At 63.4% G+C, this 20,425-nt stretch carries 18 protein-coding genes; 9 read left to right on the top strand and 9 right to left on the bottom strand.

What is annotated here, in order from left to right; genetic code table 11:
* Nucleotides 1-15 precede the first annotated feature (15 nt).
* Both IFT44_RS08685 and IFT44_RS08680 read left to right on the top strand, forming a co-directional pair.
* A complete protein-coding gene (locus IFT44_RS08685) occupies nt 16-672 on the top strand; it encodes a DUF1120 domain-containing protein (RefSeq protein ID WP_122475011.1) in 657 nt (218 codons plus the stop codon).
* A gap of 182 nt (nt 673-854) precedes the next feature.
* Entirely contained in the window at nt 855-1,505 is a 651-nt protein-coding gene (locus tag IFT44_RS08680; RefSeq protein ID WP_122475009.1) for a DUF1120 domain-containing protein, read from the top strand.
* A gap of 7 nt (nt 1,506-1,512) precedes the next feature.
* Here the strand turns inward: IFT44_RS08680 and IFT44_RS08675 are convergent, their stop codons facing one another.
* From IFT44_RS08675 to IFT44_RS08655, 5 genes are all read right to left on the bottom strand, one after another.
* The gene (locus IFT44_RS08675; RefSeq protein ID WP_192054578.1) at nt 1,513-2,637 is read right to left on the bottom strand and encodes a DUF1120 domain-containing protein; all 1,125 of its coding nucleotides are present in this window, start codon (nt 2,635-2,637) and stop codon (nt 1,513-1,515) included.
* A complete protein-coding gene (locus IFT44_RS08670) occupies nt 2,634-5,006 on the bottom strand; it encodes a fimbria/pilus outer membrane usher protein (protein ID WP_192175768.1) in 2,373 nt (790 codons plus the stop codon). Before IFT44_RS08670 ends, IFT44_RS08675 begins: the two co-directional genes overlap by 4 nt.
* Nucleotides 5,006-5,728, bottom strand: a complete 723-nt coding sequence (locus tag IFT44_RS08665) for a fimbria/pilus chaperone family protein (protein ID WP_122475003.1) — start codon at nt 5,726-5,728, stop codon at nt 5,006-5,008. The genes IFT44_RS08670 and IFT44_RS08665 overlap by 1 nt, the downstream gene beginning before the upstream one ends.
* A gap of 226 nt (nt 5,729-5,954) precedes the next feature.
* Nucleotides 5,955-6,611, bottom strand: a complete 657-nt coding sequence (locus IFT44_RS08660) for a DUF1120 domain-containing protein (RefSeq protein ID WP_122475001.1) — start codon at nt 6,609-6,611, stop codon at nt 5,955-5,957.
* A 247-nt stretch (nt 6,612-6,858) separates the two neighbouring features.
* Entirely contained in the window at nt 6,859-7,539 is a 681-nt protein-coding gene (locus tag IFT44_RS08655; protein WP_122714304.1) for a spermidine synthase, read from the bottom strand.
* Nucleotides 7,540-7,623: 84 nt separating this feature from the next.
* Here IFT44_RS08655 and IFT44_RS08650 point away from each other — a divergent pair, with 84 nt between their 5' ends.
* Complete coding sequence (locus IFT44_RS08650; RefSeq protein ID WP_192175767.1) at nt 7,624-7,902, top strand: hypothetical protein; 279 nt, start codon at nt 7,624-7,626, stop codon at nt 7,900-7,902.
* Between the two features lie 298 nt (nt 7,903-8,200).
* On the opposite strand, the gene IFT44_RS08645 is transcribed toward IFT44_RS08650, so the two are convergent.
* The gene (locus IFT44_RS08645) at nt 8,201-10,255 is read right to left on the bottom strand and encodes a S9 family peptidase (protein ID WP_192175766.1); all 2,055 of its coding nucleotides are present in this window, start codon (nt 10,253-10,255) and stop codon (nt 8,201-8,203) included.
* On the opposite strand from IFT44_RS08645, the gene IFT44_RS08640 reads away from it, so the two are divergent.
* From IFT44_RS08640 to IFT44_RS08630, 3 genes are read left to right on the top strand one after another with little or no spacing between them, the layout of a single operon-like run.
* Complete coding sequence (locus tag IFT44_RS08640; protein WP_446730944.1) at nt 10,254-10,856, top strand: MFS transporter; 603 nt, start codon at nt 10,254-10,256, stop codon at nt 10,854-10,856. The two genes, IFT44_RS08645 and IFT44_RS08640, sit on opposite strands and share 2 nt — an antisense overlap.
* A gap of 30 nt (nt 10,857-10,886) precedes the next feature.
* Nucleotides 10,887-11,669 carry a class II glutamine amidotransferase gene (locus tag IFT44_RS08635; protein WP_192058706.1) on the top strand — a complete coding sequence of 261 codons (783 nt, stop codon included), beginning with the start codon at nt 10,887-10,889 and terminating at the stop codon, nt 11,667-11,669.
* A gap of 42 nt (nt 11,670-11,711) precedes the next feature.
* A complete protein-coding gene (locus IFT44_RS08630; RefSeq protein ID WP_185795090.1) occupies nt 11,712-12,251 on the top strand; it encodes a DUF2937 family protein in 540 nt (179 codons plus the stop codon).
* Nucleotides 12,252-12,314: 63 nt separating this feature from the next.
* Here the strand turns inward: IFT44_RS08630 and IFT44_RS08625 are convergent, their stop codons facing one another.
* From IFT44_RS08625 to IFT44_RS08615, 3 genes are all read right to left on the bottom strand, one after another.
* Nucleotides 12,315-13,493: a vWA domain-containing protein gene (locus tag IFT44_RS08625; protein WP_192175765.1), complete on the bottom strand. Its 1,179-nt coding sequence runs from the start codon at nt 13,491-13,493 to the stop codon at nt 12,315-12,317.
* Nucleotides 13,494-13,524: 31 nt separating this feature from the next.
* Nucleotides 13,525-14,370, bottom strand: a complete 846-nt coding sequence (locus IFT44_RS08620) for an AAA family ATPase (RefSeq protein ID WP_056844259.1) — start codon at nt 14,368-14,370, stop codon at nt 13,525-13,527.
* Between the two features lie 237 nt (nt 14,371-14,607).
* Nucleotides 14,608-15,684: a DUF748 domain-containing protein gene (locus tag IFT44_RS08615; protein WP_192175764.1), complete on the bottom strand. Its 1,077-nt coding sequence runs from the start codon at nt 15,682-15,684 to the stop codon at nt 14,608-14,610.
* Between the two features lie 123 nt (nt 15,685-15,807).
* Between IFT44_RS08615 and cysK the strand changes: the two genes are divergently transcribed.
* From cysK to IFT44_RS08600, 3 genes are all read left to right on the top strand, one after another.
* Nucleotides 15,808-16,782, top strand: a complete 975-nt coding sequence (cysK, locus tag IFT44_RS08610) for a cysteine synthase A (protein ID WP_122474984.1) — start codon at nt 15,808-15,810, stop codon at nt 16,780-16,782.
* Between the two features lie 633 nt (nt 16,783-17,415).
* The gene (locus IFT44_RS08605) at nt 17,416-18,354 is read left to right on the top strand and encodes an aspartyl/asparaginyl beta-hydroxylase domain-containing protein (protein WP_122474982.1); all 939 of its coding nucleotides are present in this window, start codon (nt 17,416-17,418) and stop codon (nt 18,352-18,354) included.
* A 111-nt stretch (nt 18,355-18,465) separates the two neighbouring features.
* Nucleotides 18,466-20,418, top strand: a complete 1,953-nt coding sequence (locus tag IFT44_RS08600; RefSeq protein WP_192175763.1) for a TonB-dependent receptor domain-containing protein — start codon at nt 18,466-18,468, stop codon at nt 20,416-20,418.
* The last annotated feature ends 7 nt before the right edge of the window (nt 20,419-20,425 follow it).

Below are 20,425 nucleotides of genomic sequence, written 5' to 3'. Positions count from 1 at the left end.
GCCTGAGACAACGACATGAACGCCGTTACCCGCATTACCCTGCTTGCCACGCTGCTCACCTCCATCGCCACGGCCGTCGCCGCGCCGTCGGTGGACATTACCGTCACCGGTTCGATCGTGCCGGGTGGCTGCACACCTACCCTGAGCAACGCGCTTTTCGATCATGGGCGGCTGTATACCCGCGACCTGCTTGCTTCAGCGCCCACCGTCCTGCTCGATCGTGCCCGTACCTCAACGTTGAACATAAATTGCGAAGCCGCTACCGCTTACGCGCTTCGTGCGGTGGACAATCGCGCCGATTCAGTCCTGGAAAACATCGACGGCAGCCGTTTCGGGCTGGGCTTGACCAGCAAGAACGAGAAAATCGGCTCCTACAGGCTACGCATCGATCCTGAAGGCTCGAGCCTGGATGGCGAACCGCTTCTGCTGCTGATAGGCAGCCCCACGGGCAATGCCTGGTCTGCCGCCGAACGCCGTGCGCGCAGCTTGCGCAACGATGGTCAGCTCATTGGTCTGGCCAGCCGAAAAAACGATGGCGGCGGACCCATGCCGGCAAAGGACGCAGTGCTGACCCTGGTGTCCTACCTGACCATCGCGCCGACCGACAGTTTGACGTTGGACGCTGAAGTGCCCTTGGCCGGTGCCGCTACCCTTGAGTTGTTCTACTTGTAGGAAGAACTACGTGAAGGAAGAACTAGGTGCAGTCAGATCTACCTGTACCAAGATCTTTCGTAGGAACAGATTTACCTTTCTTCAGAAATTTCCTCTTTCAAAGGGGAAACTTCCCCTTCAGCCTGAAGAGCGTGACCGGTTTCCCGTGCCGGTCAGCTCATCGGACAGTGAGGGACAACATCATGCATCCTGGCTTTCGGACGCTGACCGCCATGCTGGCGCTCGGCTTCACCACGCCTGCTTTCTGCGCTTCCACTGTGGATATTCAAGTCACCGGAACGCTCGTTCCCAGCGCTTGCACGCCCATCCTGAGTGTCAGCACGCTGCACTTCGGCACCGTGAGTTCGGCCGACCTGCACCCCGAGCGGCCTACCGCGATGATCGAGCACACGCCGAACCTGACGATTCAGTGCGGCACACCGACCTTGTATGGTCTGCGCCTGGTGGACAACCGCGCCGGTTCAGCCTATGACTCCGGCATTGCTGGTCGACTGGGTATGGGCCGCACGGCGGCGGATGAGCAGATTGGCGCGTATCATCTGCAAGTCGATCCAGCACGTTCGACCGTCGATGGCCGTCGTGTATTTCTCAGCCTCGGCGATCGTACCGGCAGCCTGTGGAGCACTTCTACCGCCCAGCCGATGGCGCTGCCTACCGACGGCAGTTTATTGGGGCTGGTCGACCGTGTCGGCGTAGACACCGGTGCCGTAGTGGTACGAATGGCCCAGCTGGGCATCCGCGCCCATGGCGTTATCGCTCCTGCGCGCAGCCTGACCTTGACCGATGCCGTGCCCTTGGACGGACACGTCACCGTGGAGCTGGTCTACCTGTAAGCATGCGCTACAGGTAGATGATCTCCAGTGTGGCCGAGCCGTCGATCGGGGTTTCCTGGCGCACGTCCAGCCCTCGGGCTGGAGCCAGGTGCAGTTCGACGGTCAGCGGCAATGACAGTCCAGACCAGGCGCCGGGGGCGACGCCGGGTGTCGCTTGTCGCCCGAGCGCGGTGGGCGGGCCGTCACTGCGCAGCCATCCATCGGGGTGCGGTCGCCAGGTTTGCGCAGAAGCGTCTCCGAGCAAGGGATAAGCACTGCTGCCGTCACGACCGATCCCCGTGCCCAGCCGAGCAGTGAAACCGCCCAAGGCCTGACCGTCCGCCGTGCGGCCGATGCCGAACAACGTCGGAGCGGCAGCCAGGAGCTGGTCGCTGACGGAGCCGGCCCGGTTATCCAGCGCGCGGATAGCGAAGCGCGTCGGTGCGTCGCAGTCCACTTCCAGCACCGTTTGCCGGCTGAACGTGGTGACCGATTCGCGCCGCAGATCGGCCATGCCAATGCGACCGAAGTTCACGTTCGCGTTGCCCGCCAGCGAGGGCCGACACGCCGCTGGAGCGAACCCGGCCTTCACCAGCAATGGCTTTTGCTGACCGACAATGTCGAAACTGCCGCTGGCCGACAGCTCATGGGCGTCACTGACGGCGAGCACGGTGGGGGCAAGCGTGGCCTGCAGTTCGATCTGCGCCTGCAGGCGTTTGCCCCTGACCGCGTGGCCGGCCCGCAGCGGTTGCAGTGGCTGGTCACCTTCCAGCGCCGCTGCGCCGGTGCGGGTTGCAACCTGTGGCGCAGCGGCCGCCACCTGGCCCCACTGTACGGGCTGATCGTCCACCGATGCCTGCAGCACGCGCAGACGGTAGGCGCCTTGCGAACCCAAGGCATAGCCCTGGTTCGAGAACTGGCCGGCCCGATAGGCAAGCGTCAGATCCTGTTCGGTTTCACACAGTACGCTCAGGCTGAGTCGACGCGGCGGCAAAGGCACCTCGCCGGACGCCAACTGCACGGTCGTGCGATTGAATTGACCCAGGTCGATGTCGGCCGGGCTGAGCGACAGGCTGCATCCCTGCGCAAATGCCTGCAACGGTGTGGCCAATGCGGTGGCCACCAGCGCCGTCAGGAAGGTGCAACGGCTCATGATTCGCTCTCCTCGACCCGGCACTGCGCCGTGGTCTGCTCGTAATACGCCTCGGCATCGGCGCTGGCCGGCAGTTCGAACTGCAATCGGCACGGCTGCTCGTCTACCGTGCGGCTCCACAACTGCGGACTCGCATGGATATTGGGCACGAAGACCGCGCCGTCTTCCTGTACCAATGTCACCAGTTGGCCCTGCGCATCGGTGACGCCCGTGCTACGGTTGAGGCGCCGCCCGGCCTCGTCCTGCACCTGAAGCAGCAAGCGCCGCGTGACCTCCACACCGAACATGATGCGCGGCACTGCGCCACGCGCGGCCTGGAGGGTGGCTGCGCCTTGATGCACGTCGACGTTGCGCGGTAACGATGCAGTGGCCACCTGCACGTTGCTGCGACCGAACGGAGCCAGTTGCGGCAGCACGGCGCGGCCCTTGCGGTCGGTCCACACGCTGCCGCCGGGGGTATCGATCTGCACGTTTGCGACATTTTCCAGGGTCAACAGGCCGAAGGTGTCCTGCAACGGGTAGGGCGACAAGGTGAAGCCATCTTCGTGGAGCACCACGGCGCCTCGTGCAGCGCCACTGTAGCCATGGCTGTCGCTGCCGTAGTTGGCATAGCCGACGTCCAGTTGACTGGCTTGGGTCAGCCGCGATACGCCGCCGTTGTAGCTCACCGCGCCAGTGCGACTGGCGCGCTCGGCGGCGACTCGGTACTGAGTGCGCTCGTCCCAGCGGCCTTGCACACCGCTGCCCAGGCGGATGCCGGTGCTGTCGTTGCGGGCGGTCGAACGCCAGTTCAAACCGTCACCCAGGGGCAGGCTGGCGCTGAAATACAAGGCATTACCCAGGCCACCGTCGCCGGCCAGCTGCCATTGCCCGGTAGCGGTCAGAGACACGGGGCCGAGCCGTCGCCCCCAATTGACCTGGGCTCGACTGGAGCGTTGCCCGTCGAACGCCGTGGCGGTGGACCACGTGCCGCTCAGGCTGCCCGTCCAGGGATGGGTCCAGCCCAGGCCGAAGGCGTACTGATCACGCACTCGGCTTCGCTGGCCAGCGGGCTGATTCCACCCACTGTCGATCAACTCTCGATAGCCGACTGTCTGCCGACGGGCACTGAGCAAGGCTGACCAGCGATCGCCGAGCTGCTGATTGAGACTGATGCTGCCCTGCACCCCCTGGTCGTCCGATTCGCTGGCATGCGCGGCCTGTAACAGGCTCTGCGCTCGCGAGCCGGGCCACGGTTCCAGGTTGAGCCCGGCGCCGCCGGCGTTGTAGCCTTGGCCGATGAGGGCACCGCCACTGATACTGGCGGCCGGCGCCAGTGGGTAGCTGCCTCCGGCGCTCAACACCCAGGGTTCCCGAGCGCTGCGCCCACTGTTGCGCAGCTGTCCGATGCCCACAGCAAAGCCCTGTGAGGGCAACTCCAGGCCCAAGGTGGCGGCCAGGACGGTAAAGGTGCGACGTTCGCCATCGGCCTCGATCACCGTGACCTCCAGGTCTCTGCGCCGGTCAAGTTGGGGAATATCGCTCAACTCGAAAGGTCCGGCCGGCACCACGGTTGAATAGATCAGCACGCCGCTCTGGCGAACGTCCACCCGCGCCTGGGTAGCCGCAATGCCCTGCACCCGAGCGCCACGGCCGCTGCCGCCGAGCGCCGGTTCGCTCATCCACTGCGCGCCGGTGACGCGCGCGCCGGCGAGCACCGGGTTGCTCAGGTTGATCTGGCCCAACTGCAGCATCGCCTGCTGGTCGCTGAAGGTGCGCTGCGCATAGGCTTCCATGTGCTGCAGGCTCGCCTTGCCCTGCACCGAGCTATAGAACTGACGGCTGCGCAGGATCCAATCGCCTGCATTGACGCCAGCCTCGGTGTTGGCCGAAAGAAACCGGCTGCGTTGACCATTGAACTGGTTGTACAGGCCCTGCACGTCATAGTTGAGCAGGCCGGCAACCCCACCTCGGGTAAAGGCCGATTGGTCGGCCGATGCAGTGCGCAAGGCAGGTGCAGGTACCAACAGCCGCACCTCACCGGCTTGGGGTAGCAGTTCGATCAGGGTCTGCGGAAATTGCTCGATGAACTCGCCGCAGCCTGACCCGGTATCGACCAGTTCCCCGGCGTCGCGCACGGCCTGGTCGATACACAGGGCACCTGCGGTGTCGAAGGCGGCTTGGACAACGCCTCTGGGCTGACCGTTGACCCACAGTCGCACAGCGTGCACGCCTTCTGTGAAGCGCGCGGTCTGGCTCAAGTAGGCGGCCAAGTCAGGATCGATACCACGCAGGCGCAGGGTTTCGCTGTCGAAACTTGTTGCGCTTGCAGTCTGGGTGTACAGCGCCAACGTCACTGCGGACAATGTGCTACCAATGAGCGCCTTCATCAAGGCGCGCCCTGATTCAGCGTTGCCTGATGCGTACCTACGGCAAAACCGTACACCGTGGCAGGGGTAAACAGGACCTGCCCATCGGCGACGGCCAGCGCCTTGCCGGGCAGAGTCAGCCGATCACCGGGCAATACGTAGCTGCGGGGCAGCTGCCAAGGGGTCTTGCTCGGCAGGCTGTGCACTTCCTGTGACAGACGCACGACATAGGGAGTGGGGTTGGATACCGTAAGCTGGCTGTCCTGCAGCGACCAGTGCAGGCCCTTCCAAGGCTCGGCGTTCCTCACCAGGCCTTTGGGGTGCAGGATCACCGGCAGATTCTGTCGTACGTTTACCGATACTCGTGCCTCGCCGGGTTTACCTGGCTGGTCGTTCTGCGCCAGTCCCTCGAAGATGACCCTTTTCAAGCGTTGAGTGGTGAGCGGTTCGGAGTTCGACAGGATGAAGCGCACCAGCTGCGATTCACCCGCCTCGACGCGCGCGATGGGGGGTGTGACGAACAACAGCGACGCCTTGTCTTCGGGGATGTGATCCAGCGTGACGTGCAGCAGCGCAGGATGCTGGTCGCTGTTGGTCACTTTTATGGCGGTTTCGGCATCGCCTTCGTAGACGATGACCACCGAGGTTTCCGGGATCATGCCGTCGGCATGGATTTCAGGACTGCAGATCAGCAACGCTGTGATGCCCAGGTACGCATACAAAACGTGGTTGCGGCGGTTCATCGGTTTCTCCAGACAGGGAACGCAACAGGCAGGTACGACCACGCCTTCCTCGACACCGCAGTGCCGGGAAGATCGTGTGAGGGGGAAAAGCAGCAGTACTCTAAAAGCAATCCGCGCGTTCTCGGCTCGGACCCTTCAGCAAGTGCAGGACGAAAAGATTGCAAGCGACGTAGGACGTATCTGCGCCAGGCTTTGCCGACAAAGAAACTACCGCAACGCGGTGTCGTTACAGGTACACGAGTTCGATGGTGGCGGCACCGTCGAGGGCGACTTCGTCGGTCAGGGTCAGCCCTTTGGCCGCAGCGATGACCAGATAGGATTTGAGTGCGAAAGTGGCATCCTTGATCGGCAGCGGTTGCGCCAAAGCCCCTGCTGTATCGGTGAAACCCAACAGCTCGCCGTAGTTGCGAATACCTTTCTCGCCCTGGGTCGCACTGGTCCATACGGTGCCCGCCGCATTACCTACGCCTACGAAAGCAGGTTTGCCGTCAATCAGTGATTCGCGTGGGTAGATTTCCAGAAAATGCGCACCGATTTTCTCTCCTTTGGGCGTCAAGCCCAGCCCGTAGGGTGTCACGTACCAGTTATTTCCGACGGTATCTGCACGATTGTCGATCCCACGGATTCCGTACACCGTAGCAGCCGTGCAATTGACGCTCAGGGTGGCGACCTTCTTGTTCTCGGTGAAACCTGTTGGCCCATCCACGTTGAGGTCGCTCTTCGATATCTTGCCGTGGTGGAAATCGCTGGCAGAGAGCGATGGGGTGCAAGCGGCCGGTACGATCGAGCCGGTGACACTCAAATCAACGGTTGAAGCCGCCATCGCGGTCGGGAGTGCTGCCAGCAGCGTGGTGCCGATAAGCAGACGGGATATAAGGGTCATGTTGATTTCCAGATTGGTTAATGGTGGTTGCACATCGCAACACCGCCAACTCTAGAAGCCGCTGAACAGCCCGTAAGTGAGCCGATTCAGAAGTTTGCCGTGAAACCTCCTAGCCGATTTCCACAGCCGAACAGGAATGCTCCTCACCGTAGGAGCGGTCATTGGCCGCGAAGCAGACGCCGCGGTGCATCTAGCGGACCGTGCTGCGCCCTTCGCGGCCACGGACCGCTCCTACGGCGCAGTGGGTTCAGATTTTCTGGGCGATCCAGATGGTATGGCGGGTGCCCTTGTTGCCGTGGGCGAACACCTGCACTTCTTCGGCCTTGAAGCCGGCCTTGCGCAGTTTGTCGCTGAACTGGCGGTCGGCGCTGGCCGACCACACGGCGAGTACACCCTTGGACCTCAAGGCTTTCGCGCAGGCCGCCAGGCCACCGCTCGAATACAGCCAGCTATTGGCCTTCTGGGTCAGGCCTTCGGGGCCATTGTCCACATCCAGCATGATCGCGTCGAAACCGGCCGGCTCGGCCTGCAGCACCTTGGCCACGTCCTCCAGGCGGATGACGGTGCGCGGATCGGCCAGTGGATTGCCGGCTTTTTCGCCCAACGGCCCGCGATTCCATTCGACCACGCCCGGAACCAGTTCGGCGACCACCACCTCGGCGGTCTTGCCCAGGTGCTTGAGCGCCGAAGCCAGGGTGAAACCCATGCCCAGCCCGCCGATCAGCACCCGCGAATTCGGCCGCCCGGCCACCTTGCGGCAAGGGATCTCGGCCAGGGCGTCTTCGGAACCGTGCATGCGGGTGTTCATCAGTTGCCCGCCGTCACCGCCCTGGATCTTGATGACGAAGTCTTCGCCGTACTCGAACAGGCAGAGCGCACCGCCGTTGTCGGGGATCGGTGTGGTATCGAGCAGTACGAAGCGTTTCATCGGTCAATCTCGGAAGGAGGACAAGGTAGTGCCATGGTAGTAGCCTGTGTCATCGGAACAGGCAGTCAGGCCTTGGGGTGTTCAATGAAGTTGCGCAGTGTATCGGTCTTTGCATGTGTTGCCCTGTGTGCCGGTGTCGCAGCGGCCTCGTCGCTGCCCCCGGGATCGCCGGGTACACCCACGCCAACCCCCTATCCACAGGTTACCGTGCCCTCGACCCATGGCGGCGAGGGCATGAGCGGTTCACCGCCGCTGCTGCCGCCCATACCGTTGCCTGCGCCACCCAAGGCCGAGAACGTCCCCGAACCCGAACGTCAGGACACGCCGCCGACCCCGGTCAAGCCCAAATCCCCCGGCGGTTGATCGCGCTTTCCCTGGCATACCGCATTCTCCGCCGACGCGGCTCGCGCCGCTGCTACAGGGGGATACAGGCCACCTGCAACGCCACGCCCCTCGTAGCAGCGGCGCAAGCCGCGTCCGGGCTCACCGCGTTCCTTCAGGCCCACCGCATCCGATGCGCCACGCCCCTTGTAGCAGCGGCGCAAGCCGCGTCCGCGTTCACCGCGTCCCTTCAGGCCCACCGCATCCGATGCGCCGCGAACCCTTGTAGCAGCGGCGCAAGCCGCGTCCGGGCTCACCGCGTTCCTTCAGGCACGCCACATCAAGATTGTTTGGGTGTGCCCAGGGCCTTGAGCACGAACGCATATTCCAGGGCCACATCGCGCAGGCCCTGGTAACGGCCGCTCATGCCGCCGTGACCGGCACCCAGTTCGGTCTTCAGCAGCAGCAGGTTGTCGTCGGTCTTGCACGCGCGCAAGCGCGCTACCCACTTGGCGGCTTCCCAATACTGCACACGGCTGTCGTTGTAGCCGGCGACCACCAGCAGGTGCGGATACGCCTGCGCGGTGACGTTCTCGTACGGCGCGTAAGCCTTGATGCGCGCATGCACCTCGGGGTCCTGAGGGTTGCCCCACTCGTCATATTCGGTCACGGTCAGCGGCAGGTCGGGGTCCAGCATGGTGTTGAGCACGTCGACGAACGGCACCTCCGCAACCGCCGCCTGGAACAGCTCCGGACGCTGGTTCAACACTGCGCCGATCAACAAACCGCCTGCGCTGCCGCCACTGATGACCAGCTGCTCGGCGCGCGTCAGCCCCTGCTCGATCAAGTGTTCGGCACAGGCGATGAAATCGCTGAAGGTATTGCCTTTGTGTTCCTGCTTGCCAGCCCGATACCACGCCTCGCCCAACTCGCCGCCGCCGCGCACATGGGCGATGGCAAAGGCAATGCCGCGGTCCAGCAAACTCAACCGCGCATGGGAAAACCACGGATCCAGGCTCTCGCCGTAGGCGCCGTAGCCGTACAGGTACAGCGGTGTGGCCTGCCCAACGAATGCTTTCTTCATCACCAAGCTGATCGGCACCTGAGTGCCGTCTGCGGCGGTGGCCCAGAGGCGCTGGCTGACATAGTCGTCGGCGTCGAACCGACCCAGCACCGGGGTCTGCTTGAGCACCACCTGGGCGCCGTCGCGCAGGTTCAGTTGGCGAACCTGGCCAGGCCGGTTCAAGGCCTCGTAGCGCAAGCGAATCTGCTCGCTGGCAAACTCCAGGCTGTCGGAGACATACAGGCTGTACGCGGCATCCGGCAGTTGCACCGGGTAGGGCGCCAGGCCCTGGGCATGGACTTCGATGATCGGCAGGCCGCGCGCGCGCAGGCTCAAGGTGAAGGCAGCGGCATTGAGGGTCACCCCTTCGAGCATCACATCGTCACGGTGTGGGATCAGCGTTCGCCACTGCTCGCGAGTCGGCGCCGCGCCCGTGTCGGCGGCCTGGTACAAGGCGAAGTTGATGCCCGACTGGTTGCTGCGGATGAACCAGGCCCAGGCACCGTCGAGTTGGCCGTGATCCGGATAGTACTCATGGTCCTCGACCCTTGGCGCCAAGCAGGTGAAATCCCCTGCAGGCTGGTCGGCATCCAGCACCCAGGCTTCGCTGGTGGTCTTGCTGTTGAGCAGCAGGATCAGCTGGCGCTCCGAACTGGAACGGTAGCAGTGCAGGAAGAAGCGCCCGTCGTTCTCCTCGAATACCTGCTCGGCGCCGTCGCTGCCCAAGGTGTGGCGGTGCAGCCGGTGAGGGCGGTGGGTTTCGTCCAGTTCACCGAAGAACAGGGTCTGGCTGTCATTGGCCCAGGTCATGCTGCCGTCGCAATCCTCGAAAGGCAGCTCGACCACCGCATCGTTGCCCAGCTCCTTGACGAACAGGCGGTAGATCTCGTCGCCACTGGTGTCCAGGCTGTAGGCCAGGCGCTGGTGGTCAGGGCTGATGTTGAACGCGCCCATCGACAGGAAGCCACCGTTGGCCAGCACGTTAGGGTCCAGCAGCAACTGCTCGGAGTGCTCGTCGACCTGGGTCGAGCCGTCGTCCGGGCGTGCGCAGCGATAGTGCCGCGGGTACTCGTCGCCGGCCGTGGTGCGGGTGTAGTACAACCACGGCCCCCACGGCGAGGCCAGGGACAGGTCGGTTTCGCGGATGCGCCCCTTTATTTCCTCGAACAATTGCTCGCGCAGCTCGGCCTGGTCGGCCAGTTGTGCATCCTGCCAGGCGTTCTCGGCCTTGAGGTAGTCGAGCACGTCGGCGCGGTCGCGCACCTGCAGCCAGGCGTAGGGGTCGTCACCGGGGGCGACATGGGCGATGGGGGCGACGATAGGCTGGGACATGAGCGGCTCTCTTGGCGCGGGTGCTGGCGGTGCATGCCTCGGGGGGCACGACAACAGCAGCGCCGGGCAGGCGAAAAGCCGTTATCATAAGCGCCTATTTGCCTGCCATGCCACGGACACCATGACCGAGAACGACTATTTCCTCGCCTGGGGTATCTACGCCTTCGCCGCCCTGGGCTGCATTCTGGTGTGGTTTCGTATCACCCGCTGGATGTGGCGCTACCTGCGCGAGCCCTTGCGCCTGCTCGGCGTGGTGCTGCTGCTGACGCCTACCGTGGTCGATCCGGCCCGCGACCTGCTGGCCCCGGCCGTGGCCATCAGCGCCCTGGAGCTGTTGTTCAAGATGGGCGGCAGTGCCTGGGGCGCGATTTCCGACCTGACCATGGCCGCAGTGATTGCCTTGGGCGTTTACGTGATTTTCGCTCTGGTGCGCCTGCCGTTCCTGCGCAAGGCCCAGGCCCGGCGCCTGGCGCAGGCTGAAGCAGACGCCGCACGGCACGATGGCGATGCCGCCGCGGCTGCGCGGCCCATCGAGCCGCGCGAAGAACGTCCGGTGCCCACGCCGCCACGGGACAACCTGCGGGTCGAACCGCGCATCTGAATCCACGTTCCATCGTCTCGAGTACCGTGCATGTGTGAACTTCTGGGCATGAGTGCCAACGTACCGACCGATATCGTTTTCAGCTTCACCGGCCTGATGCAGCGCGGCGGCCGCACCGGTCCGCACCGCGACGGCTGGGGCATCGCTTTCTATGAAGGCCGTGGCCTGCGCCTGTTCCAGGACCCGACCGCGAGCAGCGAGTCGGAAGTGGCGCAGCTGGTGCAGCGCTATCCGATCAAGAGCGAAGTGGTCATCGGCCACATTCGCCAGGCCAACGTCGGCAAGGTCTGCCTGGCCAATACCCATCCCTTCGTGCGTGAGCTGTGGGGACGCAACTGGTGCTTCGCCCACAATGGCCAATTGGCCGAGTTCAGCCCGCGCGCCGATTTCTACCGCCCCGTGGGTGATACCGACAGCGAAGCGGCGTTCTGCGACCTGCTCAACCGCGTCCGCGAATGCTTTCCCGAGCCGGTCGAGTTCGAGCGCCTGTTGCCCATCCTCGTGCAGGCCTGCGAGCAGTACCGTGGCCAGGGTGTGTTCAATTGCCTGCTCAGTGACGGCGACTGGCTGTTCTGCTTCTGCTCGACCAAGCTGGTGCACATTACCCGGCGGGCACCTTTCGGTCCGGCCCGGCTCAAAGACGTGGACGTGATCGTGGATTTCCAGGCCGAGACCACGCCCGACGATGTGGTCACGGTGATCGCCACCGAGCCGCTGACCGAGAACGAAACCTGGAACCGCTACGCGCCCGGCAACTGGGGTCTGTGGCGCCAGGGTGAATGCGTTGCCACCGGACAGGCGCAGCCTGCCTGATACCCCACCGTGGCGCTGCCACCTTTGACTGAGAGGACGTTCATGCTGCGAAGCTACCTGCGACTTGTGCTGTTTGCCGTCGGCTTGCTGGTGGGTGTGCAAGTGCCCGGCGTGATCAACGACTACAGCCAGCGGGTCGAGGCCCATCGGCTCGAAGCGCAGCAGAGCCTGCGTGGTTTCAGCGAGACCGCGCAGCGCTTCTTCAATGGCGACCTGCAGGCGCTGGTGGCGCACTACCGTGCCAGTGAAGACCCGGTGTTCCGCAGCGACGCCGCCAGCATCGGCGCGCTGCTGGCCCGCAACCAGTTGCTGGAACGCGAGTGGCAAGCGCTGCAAGGGCCCTGGTATGCGAAAGCCTGGCATGTGGTGGCCCAGGCCGATCCGCAATTGCGCCAGGAAACCTTGAATGGCTACAGTTATCAGGTGCTGCTGGCGCCTGAGGCAATTGCCTGGGGCATCGCCTGTGCCCTGGTGCTGGCCTGGGTGGTGGAATGCATCATCCTGTTCATCGGCTGGACCCTGTGGTTCGGCCGCCGCCGTGCCAAACCCGTGGCCGAGCCCCTGGTACGCCGCGAACGCTAGAGCGTGCTCCTAGCTTCACCGTAGGAGCGGTCAGCGGCCGCGAACAACCTCACGCAATACCTTTCACTTGGCCAGGTAGCGCATCCCGTCTTCCAGGCCACTCAGGGTCAGCGGGTACATTCGCTGTTCCACCAGATCGCGAATGATGTGCGTCGACGCCGTGTACCCCCAGGTGTTCTCGGGGTAGGGATTGATCCAGATCAATTTGCGGTAGGTCTGCATGAAACGCTGCAACCAGACCAACCCCGCTTCTTCGTTCCAATGCTCGACACTACCGCCCGGATGGGTGATCTCGTAGGGAGCCATGGCGGCGTCGCCGATGAACACCACTTTGTAGTCGGGGCCGTACTTGTGCAGCAGGTCGTGGGTGCTGATGCCCTCGGCGTTGCGACGCTGGTTGTCCTTCCAGACCGTCTCGTAGACACAGTTGTGGAAGTAGAAATACTCGAGGTGCTTGAACTCGGTACGGCAGGCCGAGAACAGCTCCTCGCAGACCTTGACGTGGGCGTCCATCGAACCGCCGATATCGAACAGCAGCAACAGCTTCACGTTGTTGCGCCGCTCGGGACGCAACTGGATGTTGAGCAGCCCGCCATCGCGTGCGGTGTGGTCGATGGTGCCGTCGATGTCCAGCTCTTCGGCCGCCCCTTGCCGGGCAAACTGGCGCAATCGACGCAGTGCCACCTTGATGTTGCGCGTACCCAGTTCCACGCCGTCGTCCAGGTTTCGGTACTCGCGCTGATCCCAGACCTTCACCGCCTTGCCCTGGCGCTCGCCGGCATCGCCCACGCGAATGCCTTCGGGGTGATAGCCACCCGAGCCGAACGGACTGGTGCCGCCGGTGCCGATCCACTTGCTGCCGCCGGCATGCCGGCCTTTCTGTTCCTCCAGGCGCTGCTTGAAGGCTTCGATCAGCTTGTCCAGCCCGCCCAGGGACTGGATCTGCGCACGTTCCTCGGCGCTCAACGAGCGCTCGAACTCCTTGCGCAGCCATTGCTCCGGGATCAACGCTTCGAGGTGTTGATCGAGGTGCTGCAGGCCATTGAAATAGGCTGAAAACGCCCGGTCGAATTTGTCGAAGTGACGTTCGTCCTTGACCAGTATCGCCCGCGCCAGAAAGTAGAATTCGTCCATGTCGGCGAACGTCACGCGCTGTTCCAGGGCATTGATCAGGTCGAGCAGTTCACGCACCGACACCGGCACTTTGGCCGCGCGCATTTCATTGAACAGGTTGAGCAGCATGGCGGACGCCCTCGCAGTCGAAAAAGGGGGATCAGCGGTTGCCGCGCCGGCTCATGAACGCCAGGCGTTCGAGCAATTGCACGTCCTGTTCGTTCTTGACCAGTGCACCGGCCAGCGGTGGGATGGCCTTGGTCGGATCACGTTCGCGCAGCACGGCTTCGCCGATGTTGTCGGCCATCAGCAGTTTGAGCCAGTCGACCAGCTCGGAGGTGGAGGGCTTCTTTTTCAGGCCGGGCACCTTGCGCACGTCGAAGAACACGTCCAGGGCTTCGGCCACCAGGGTTTTCTTGATGTCGGGGTAGTGCACGTCGACGATGCGTTGCAGGGTCGTGCGGTCGGGAAAGGCGATGTAGTGGAAGAAGCAGCGACGCAGGAATGCGTCGGGCAGCTCCTTTTCGTTGTTGGAGGTAATGATGATGATCGGGCGGTGACGGGCCTTGATGGTTTCGTTGGTCTCGTAGACATAGAACTCCATCTTGTCGAGTTCCTGCAGCAGGTCGTTGGGGAACTCGATGTCGGCCTTGTCGATTTCATCGATCAGCAGGATGACCCGCTCGTCCGCCTCGAACGCCTCCCACAGCTTGCCTTTCTTCAGGTAGTTGCGCACATCGTGGACCTTGTCCACGCCCAGTTGCGAGTCGCGCAGGCGGCTGACCGCATCGTACTCGTACAGCCCCTGGTGGGCCTTGGTGGTGGACTTGATGTGCCAGGTGATCAGGCGCGCGCCGAAGGACTCGGCCAGTTGTTCGGCCAGCATGGTTTTGCCAGTGCCCGGCTCGCCCTTGACCAGCAGGGGTCGTTGCAGGGTGATCGCGGCATTGACCGCCAGCTTGAGGTCGTCGGTGGCGACATAGGCGGGAGTGCCTTCGAACTTCATGGGGCTGTCCTCGGTGATCAAAAGTGGTGGCCGACTATATAGCGCAACGAGCTGCTTGTGGTGTGCCAGAAGGCTTGGCGCAACCCCCGTAGGAGCGGTCAGTGGCCGCGAACGGTGCCACGCGGTGCGCCAGATACACTGCAGCGCCTGGTTCGCGGCCAAAGACCGCTCCTACGAGAAAACCCAAGGAGAGCGGCTGGCCCTCTGCCCGCGAAGGGGCCAGGCCTGTCAATCACCTCATTCCTGCTTCGGCGGCGCCTGTTCATAGCGTGCATTGAAAGCCTGCACGAATCCGTTGCGCAAGATCTGCCAGAACGCCTGCAATGGGCTGATGTCCTGACGATGCACATTGCCGCTGAGTTCGACCCGGGTCGCGAACTGGTTCTGCGACTGGTTTTTCAATACCGTCTCGGTCCCGCCCACCACGGCCTCCCAGATGGAACGCAAGATGCCCTTGTCCTTGTTCTCGACGTCCTGTTGCCAGTTGAACACGTCGACATTGTGCAACAGCGGCTTGATGTAACCACTGAGGCGGGCGTTGTCGGCGTCGGCCTCGATCACGATGTCGCCACTGCCGGCGTTGAAATCGAACTTGCCATAGGCCCCCGAGAAATCGTTGAGCCGACGCAACTCGATGCCGGTGGCGCGCAAGCGGAATTCGAAGTCTTCGAAGTTGCTGAACGGATCGAACGTGGCGGTGCTTTCAATGGGGGCCTGGCCGAACAGCTTTGCGTGGCCTTCGAAACGCGCATCGCGCTTGCCTTCGAGGTCCTCGACATTGGTCAGGTTGTACAGGCTGGCGTTGACCTGGGTGGCGCTGAGGTTGACCTGGGGTTTGGACGAAAAATTGCGGAAGCTGATCTTGCCATCGTTGACCCGCACTTCGTTCAAGGTGATCGGCAGCAGCTTGTTCATCTGGTCGCGCCAGTCGGTGCCGGCACCGGTCTGGGTGGCCTGCTTGTTGGTACCACCGTCGACGAAGTTGAGCGCGGGGCGCAGGAATTCCACGTGTGCGACCACAGCATGCTTGTTCCACAGGGCGTGCCAGCTCACCGCGATGTCGATCACCGGTGCGTCGAGCAGCGGCACGGGCACTTTGCCGGAGGTCTTGACGATCTGCAGGCCGTTGATCTGATAGGCGCCGCGCCACCAGGCCAGGTCCACATCGCTGACACGGCCTTTGTAGTCGCCCATGTCGGCCAGCTTGTCGTTCAGGTAGTCGCGCACCAGATAGGGCAGGGCGATGTGCAGCCCCAGCACCAATACGACCAGGCCGGTCACGGTCCATAGCGGCCAGCTGTAACGACGTTTCATGGCAGACTCTCCAGAACGATAGTTAGCGATTGACTGTCCACAGTCTCATCCGTTCGCTGGACTCGCCCCCATCGCGGGCTTAACCTTGGATTTTTCCTGCTGCAGCACAAGGACCCTTACGCCATGAGCCGCATTTACGCCGACAACGCCCATTCCATTGGCAACACGCCGTTGGTGCAGATCAACCGCATCGGCCCGCGCGGGGTGACCCTGCTGGCCAAGATCGAGGGGCGCAACCCCGGCTACTCGGTCAAGTGCCGCATTGGCGCGAGCATGATCTGGGACGCTGAAAGCTCGGGCAAGCTCAAGCCGGGCATGACCATCGTCGAGCCGACGTCGGGCAATACCGGCATCGGCCTGGCATTCGTGGCCGCTGCGCGCGGCTACAAGCTCATGCTGACCATGCCCGCGTCCATGAGCCTGGAGCGCCGCAAGGTGCTCAAGGCGCTGGGTGCCGAACTGGTGCTGACCGAGCCGGCCAGGGGCATGAAGGGCGCCATCGAAAAGGCAGGGGAGATCGTCGCCAGTGATCCCGAGTTGTATTTCATGCCCCAGCAGTTCGACAACCCGGCCAATCCGGCCATTCATGAAAAGACCACCGGGCCGGAGATCTGGAACGACACCGACGGCGCCGTTGATGTGCTGGTGGCAGGTGTGGGCACAGGCGGCACGATTACCGGCATCTCGCGCTACATCAAGCACGTCCAGGGCAAGTCGATTCTCAGCGTCGCGGTCGAACCGCTGGGTTCGCCCATCATCACCCAGGCCATGGCCGGCCAGGAAATCAGCCCGGCACCCCACAAGATTCAGGGCATCGGCGCCGGCTTCATCCCGAAGAACCTCGACCTGTCGCTGGTGGATCGGGTCGAGCTGGTCAGCGACGACGAAGCCAAGGCCATGGCGCGGCGCCTGATGCAGGAGGAGGGCATCCTCTGCGGTATTTCCTGTGGCGCGGCCATGGCGGCCGCGGCCAAGCTGGCGGAAAAGCCGGAAATGCAGGGCAAGACCATCGTGGTGATCCTGCCCGATTCGGGCGAGCGTTACCTGTCGAGCATGCTATTCAGCGACCTGTTCACCGAAACCGAACTGCAGGCTTGATCGCTGTTGTGTGACGGCTGACGCCTTCGCGGCCGATGACCGCTCCTACGGGTATACGCCACCTCCGTAGGAGCGGCCCGCGGCCGCGAAAGCCGCGCCGCGGTATGCCTGACACACCGCGCTGGCCTTTTCACGGCCGATGACCGCTCCTACGGGTATACTCCACCTCCGTAGGAGCGGCCCGCGGCCGCGAAAGCCGCGCCGCGGTATATCTGACACACCGCGCTGGCCTATTCGCGGCCGATGACCGCTCCTACGGGTATACGCCACCTCCGTAGGAGCGGCCCGCGGCCGCGAAAGCCACGCCGCGGTATATCTGACACACCGCGCTGGCCTTTTCACGGCCGATGACCGCTCCTACGGGTATACGCCACCCCCGTAGGAGCGGCCCGCGGCCGCGAAAGCCGCGCCGCGGTATATTTGACACTTCGCGATGGCCTTTTCGCGGCCGATGACCGCTCCTACGGGTATACGCCACCCCCGTAGGAGCGGCCCGCGGCCGCGAAAGCCGCGCCGCGGTATGCCTGACACACTGCAAGCCCGTCCATGTGCCGACCGCTGCCCGACGCCTTTCATTTCCAGTCGGGCCACCAGGGTTTATCATGGCGCACTGCCCACTCGAGGATCCGCTCCATGACCCTTTCCTTTGCCGCCAAGGCTGCCGTGTTGCTGCTGTTCATCGGCAGCACGCTCTACGTGCACCTGCGGGGCAAGGCGCGTCTGCCGGTGTTGCGCCAGTTCGTCAACCACTCGGCCCTGTTCGCTCCCTACAACGCCTTGATGTACCTGTTCTCCAGCGTGCCGTCCAAACCCTACCTGGACCGCAGCAAATTCCCGGAGCTGGATGTGCTCAAGGACAACTGGCAGGTCATCCGCGACGAGGCCATGCACCTGTTCGACGAGGGCTACATCCGTGCTGCCGAAAAGAACAACGATGCCGGTTTCGGCTCGTTCTTCAAGAAAGGCTGGAAGCGTTTCTACCTCAAGTGGTACGACAAATCCCTGCCGTCGGCCGACGCGCTGTGCCCGCGCACCGTCGAACTGGTCAACAGCATCCCCAACGTCAAGGGCGCAATGTTCGCGCTATTGCCGGGCGGCAGCCACCTCAACCCGCATCGCGACCCCTTTGCCGGATCGCTGCGCTACCACCTGGGCCTGTCGACGCCAAACTCCGATGCCTGCCGCATTTTCGTGGACGGTGAGGAATACGCCTGGCGCGACGGCGACGACGTGATGTTCGACGAAACCTACGTGCATTGGGTGAAGAACGAGACCGAGCACACCCGGGTCATCTTGTTCTGCGACATCGAACGCCCGCTGAGCAACCGCTTCATGGCGAGCCTGAACAAGCGCGTCAGTGCCTTTCTGGGGCGTGCCACCGCACCGCAGAATCTGGACGACGAACGCGTGGGCGGCATCAACCAGGCCTATGCCTGGAGCAAGACCTTCAGCGATCGCTTCAGTGGCAAGGTCAAGCAGTTCAAGCGCGCCAATCCCAAGGCCTACCGAGTGTTGCGCCCGGTGCTGGCAGTGGTCGTGCTGACGGCGCTGGGTTACTGGCTGTTCGGCTGACCGCTCGGCCAGCCCTGACACCGCAAATCCTGCCCCTGTCACACCTTGTCCAACCTTCGTGCCTGAGGATGCATACGATTCGCTTTTACAACAGAATCGTAGGGAAGTTCCATGCATCCTCCACTTTCCTTGCGGCCCTTGGCCGCAATGATCGCCCTGGCTACTGCCGGGCTGGCGCAAGCCGAACCGATCGAACTGGCTGCACCGACCGTCCTCGACGAGGTCGTGGTCACGGCGTCGGGCTTCGAGCAAAGCGTGGAGGATGCCCCGGCCTCCGTCACCATCATCACCGGCGATGAGCTGCGCAAAAAATCCTACAACGACCTTGGTGACGCCGTACGCAACATCGAGGGGGTCGTCGTCAACGGCAGCGCCAATGAAACCGATATCTCCATCCGCGGCATGCCACCGGACTACACCCTGATTCTGGTCGATGGCAAACGCCAGAGCAGCCGCGAAACCCGAGTCAACGGCAACCGTGGCTACGAGCAGAGTTTCGTGCCACCGGCCGAAGCCATTGAGCGCATCGAAGTGGTCCGCGGACCGATGTCTTCGCTGTACGGCTCGGACGCCATCGGTGGCGTGATCAACATCATCACCCGCAAGGTCTCCACCCAGTGGGGCGGCTCGGTTTCCTACGATTACGCCGCGCGTCAGCACAGCGACCAGGGCAATTCGCGGCAGACCCAGTTCTACCTCAACGGCCCATTGGTGGAGAAATACCTGGGGGTGCAGGTCTGGGGCCGTTACCTCGACCGCCAGGCCGATGACGACGTGGAACTCACCAACGGTTTCACCAAGGCCGACCACAAGGACCTCACCGCACGCCTGGCCTTCACGCCCACCGAGGATCACGACATCCTCCTGGAAGGCGGCGCCACGCGCCTGAAGAACGGCGACGGTACCAGCGTCAACTGGGCCACCCGCGAGCAGGAAAACAACCGCGATCATTATTCCATCTCGCATCAGGGTCGCTGGGGCTGGGCCACCTCGGACGTGTCCCTGGCTTACGAGAAAGCCAGCCGCGAAGGCAAGGCGGCAGCCAACCAGCCGGAGATTCTCGGACGCAAGCCGGTGGTGGAAAACACCGTGCTCGATGCCAAGCTGGTCATCCCCACGGCCTACAACATCACCACCACCGGGTTGCAATGGAACCGCGCCAAACTCACCGACTGGAACCAAGGCTTGATGGACGGCCGCGACTATGAATTTTCGGTGACCCAGAAAGCGCTGTTCGCCGAGAACGAATGGTCGGTGACCGACGATTTCGCCCTGACCACCGGTGCCCGGGTGGACGAGCACGAGCAATACGGCACCCACGTCAGCCCACGGATCTACGGAGTATGGCGCGCCACCCCGGACTGGACTTTCAAGGGCGGCGTTGCGCGCGGCTTCAAGGCTCCGGAGATTCGCGCAGTGGTGCCCGGCTACGCCACCATTCGCCGCAACACCTACGTCAACCTCGGCAACCCGGACCTCAAGCCGGAAACCAGCACCAACTACGAGCTGTCGGCGCTGTGGTCCAATCGCAACGACCTGTCGGCCGGGGCCACGGTGTTCCACAACGTCTTCAAGGACAAACTGTCCACGGAAAACACCGCGCGGCGCTGGAACGGCTACATCGTCCAGGACCGCATCAACGTCGACGAAGCGACGATCACCGGTGCCGAGGTCAACGGACGCTGGGACATCACTCGCGCGGTGGCGCTGAAGGGCAACTACACCTACACCGACTCGGAGCAGAAGAGCGGCAGCAATGCCGGCGCACCGCTGTCGCTGACACCCGAGCACAAGGCCAATATCAGCGCCGACTGGACCCTGTCTGACCGCGCCCAGGCCTGGGCCTCGGTCAACTACTATGGCCAGGAATACGGCACCACCTTGAGCGGCGAACCGGCACCGGCCTATACCACCGCAGACGTTGGCGGCTCGTACGAGCTGACCCGCGACATCACCCTCAAGGCCGCGGTGTACAACGTCGCCGACAAGCGCCTGGACGACGACACCTACGGCACGGTCAATTACGGCCGTACCTTCTGGATGGGTACCACGCTGCGCTTCTGATACCCGC

Source organism: Pseudomonas sp. CFBP 13710 (genome assembly GCF_014842235.1).
Classification (GTDB): Bacteria; Pseudomonadota; Gammaproteobacteria; order Pseudomonadales; family Pseudomonadaceae; genus Aquipseudomonas; species Aquipseudomonas baltica.
Note: the sequence above shows the minus strand (reverse complement) of the source record. Positions and strands in the feature narration are given on the sequence as shown.